This window comes from Bacteroidales bacterium (genome assembly GCA_041671145.1).
Classification (GTDB): Bacteria; Bacteroidota; Bacteroidia; order Bacteroidales; family JAHJDW01; genus JAQUPB01.
The window spans coordinates 1-3,767 of record JBAZBZ010000082.1 but is presented as its reverse complement, the minus strand read 5'-3'; the positions used below and the strand labels follow the sequence as shown (position 1 = coordinate 3,767).

At 30.9% G+C, this 3,767-nt stretch carries 3 protein-coding genes; all 3 read left to right on the top strand.

All coding sequences use genetic code 11. The features are described from left to right. Positions 1-378 precede the first annotated feature (378 nt). Entirely contained in the window at positions 379-681 is a 303-nt protein-coding gene (locus WC223_13945) for a helix-turn-helix transcriptional regulator (protein ID MFA6925344.1), read from the top strand. A 1-nt stretch (position 682) separates the two neighbouring features. After that, entirely contained in the window at positions 683-3,148 is a 2,466-nt protein-coding gene (locus tag WC223_13940; protein ID MFA6925343.1) for a DNA methyltransferase, read from the top strand. Further along, positions 3,145-3,767: DNA methyltransferase (locus tag WC223_13935; GenBank protein MFA6925342.1), on the top strand; the 623-nt coding region annotated here is incomplete at its 3' end. The genes WC223_13940 and WC223_13935, both read left to right, overlap by 4 nt.

The window sequence follows — 3,767 nt, the reverse complement described above, 5'->3', positions numbered from 1 at the left end:
TAAATGATAAAATAAACTATATTTGTATTAATGAAAAATAGCAGAGAAATGACTTCAATGGGACAATCAGTTTTGGTGGCACAGTTTACTGCGAAATAGGTGGTCTACTTTGCTCGGAATATCCAATACAGCCAACCTAAATGTTTAAATTTTTACCCCCACGCTCTTTTCGGCAAAGCCGTATTTGCCATCTCACATTGCAGCACATTTGCAAGCCCCACGAGCCAACGTAAAACCAAAGCTCGCAAATAAGCTGCAATTTTGCCTGCGCACCGCTTCTTGACAGTTCTGTTAATAACTTTTATAAAAAAAAACTTGGTAGTTTAATTAATGAATATTACTTTTGGACAATTATATACCAAATTAATTTATACCAAAATGCTAACATTTGGAGAAGTAATAAGAAAGCTTAGAGAGGAAAAAGAATTGCCATTAAGAAAAGTTGCGGCTTTGCTTGACATTGACCAATCTTTTTTAAGCAAGATTGAAAGAAATGAAAGAAGAGCAACAAAAGAACAAGTATTACAGTTTGCTAAAATATTTAAAACAGATGAAAAGAATTTATTAATTCAGTTTCTCAGCGATAAAGTTACTTATGAATTAGCAAACGAGGAATTTGGTTTCGAAGCTTTAAAGGTAGCTGAAAAGAAAGTAAAATATTTAAACTCTAAAATAAAATAATATGCCAATTGAAGAAATAAACTATGCTTTAGTTGAAGATGTGAGACCACCCATCTACACAGCAATGAAATATTGGGGAAAAAAACCTCATAACATTTGGCGGAAGTATATTGAAAATTACACTCCCGAAAACGGAATTTTTCTTGACCCATTTTCTGGCAGTGGTATTAGTGCATTTGAAGCAATAAAAGCAAACAGAAAAGTAATTGCTTTTGACTTAAATCCATTGACATCTTTTATAATTGAGATTTTTGCAACAGATTTTGATAAGGTAAAATTTGAGAAAGAAGTAAAAAGAATTGCAGCAACATTTACAACAGATGCTATTTACAATAAATATTTCACAACACAATCCAGACATAGTAATGAAACTACAATTGCTCAAAGCTTTAAATGGGAAGATAAAAATATTTACGAAATAGGAATTGAGGCAACTGAAAATGAAATTAAAGAACAAAAAGAATTAAAGAAGAAAAAGAAGATACCCAAAATAATTAAAAGATACACAGCACAGCCGAATCAAGATGACAACACAAAAGGAATTTCAATGAATGAAATTGAAATCCCATTTTGGTTTCCCGATAAACCATTTCATATTTCCCCATCTTTCCCTGCAAACTTTATAAGTTGTTTAGGTGGTAATAACTTTACAAATCTTTGGACAAAGAGAAATCTATATGTCCTCTCTAAAATATTTGATGAAATATTAAAGTGCAATGATGAAAATATAAAAAAGCAATTGCTTTTTGGTTTCATACAGTCGCTTCACTTATGTACAAAAATGAGTGTTCCGAGACGTGAAGATGCGAACAGAGCATTTTCCACAAGTTGGGGTCGTTCAGCTTATATATGTTCATCACGTAAAATGGAAATGAATGCATTACTTGTATTTCAAGGAAGCTGTTTAGGAAAGCAATCTGTTGAAAGTTGTTTATCTGATGTTCCAAAATATTTAAAAAAGAAACCTAAACTTTTAAATGTTAGTTATAGTAATAAACAAAAAGATAAATTAACAGGTTTTGATATTAAATACGGAGCAGTTGACATAAATACTATTTTAGATTTTATTCCCGAAAATTCAATTGATTTTATTTTAACAGACCCCCCTTATGGCGGACTTGTTCAGTATCTTGACTTGTCAACTATTTGGCTGAATTGGTTAGAAAAATATCATTCAAAATACAAAGCAAATTTTGATGCTGAAATAACAGTTAAAAAAGGGCATATTTCTATTGAGACCTACAAACAAAGATTTACTAATGCAATAAAAAATCTTTACAAACTTTTAAAACCCGAAGGAAAAATCGTTTTCACATTTCATAATAAAGAACTGCCTATTTGGAATGCGTTTTTAAAATCAATTTCTTTAGCAGGATTTAGAATTGAAAAAGTTATTCATCAACAAAACAGAAGAACAGGCGAGGCAAATGTTGCAAATCCTTATGGTACTTCGGGAACTGATTTTTATATACGTTGTGTTAAATCCGATATTAAAGCAATTAAAACGGACAAAGACGAATTTGAGCATTTTGTGGTAACAAAAGCAATTGAAATAATTGCTATGAGAAACGAGCCAACTCCTTATCAGTTTTTATTTAATGGTGTGCTTACAGAAATTTCAGGTGCTGGTTTTGACTTGGAAGATTTTGACAGCAATATTCAGCATATTTTGGAAGCTAATATTGGAAAGGTTTTTAAAATAGCTACAAATGGAGACAACAAAGCAGGTAATTACTGGTGGTTCACAAATCCTAAAACATATATAAAATATCCTGACCGACTTTTAACTGATAGAGTCGAAGAAACTATTGTTAATTTATTAAGGCGAAAAACTTCGGTTGCATTTGACCAAGTATTAGCAGAAATATTTGTTAAATATCCAAATGGATTAACTCCCGACATAAAATCAATTGACAAGATTTTAAAAAAATACGCATCTCAATCAGGTGGTAAATGGTTGTATCGGGCAATTGAAGTTGAAGCGGATTTTACAAAGCACACAGAAATTTTAAAATTGCTTTCAGATATAGGAAAAAAATTAGGGTACAAGATATTTATTGGTAAACGCGAGCAACCTGAAATTATTAACGGGAAAAAATTATCTGAATTTGCCGACTTCAATAATTTAAGTTTTCTGTCTTATGAAAAAGACAAACTTGAACGAATTGAAATGATAGATATGGTTTGGATTGACAATAATAAAATTGCTTGTCTTATTGAAGTTGAAAATTCAACAAAATTTACATCAGGTGTTCAAAGAGCATCTAATGTAGAAACACACATTCCGAAAATTATGGTAATTCCAGACAAAAGAACTAATGAGTTTTTAGGAACAAATGACCCAATGTTTACGGATAATTTTAAATCATATAATTGGAAATATTTGTTGTATAGCGATACCGAAAAACTTCAAGCAACAAGAAAAGTAGACAACGAACTAATAAATACTTTTACAAAAACTATATGACAAAGGGAAAAATAGATAGTCGCAACCAATTAAATAATCTTACTGGCAAAGAATGGTTGTTGCTTACAAAAAGTTTTTGGCAAAGTGAAAAATGTGTTGACGACAAAGATGCGTTTGCACACCCAGCACCTTTTTTAATTAAAGATATAATGAAATTAATTAGCTTCTTTACAAAAGAAGGAATGACAGTATTAGACCCATTTTGCGGAAGCGGAACAACAATAATTGCAGCTAATAATTTAAACCGCTTTGCAGTTGGTATTGACTTAAATAAAGAATTTAAAAAGTTAGCGGAAGAAAGATTGAAAAAGAAAAATTTCAAACAAGCTACGAACTATAAATATATTATTGGCGATGCTTTGAAAACTGTAAAAAAAATTAAGAGTGTAGATTATATTGTAACATCTCCGCCATATCATAACATTTTACGAAATAAAGGAGCAGGTTTAAGAAAACAAAGTGAGAAAGGTTTTAGAAGCGGTTCGCGAATTGGAGTTGAGTATTATTCCGAGTTTGAAAACGACTTGGGAAACATGAGTACTTATGAAGCATTTACAAACGGACTTGAAAAAATAATGTTGGAGTGTTACAAAATTTTGACACCAAGAAATATTGTTCA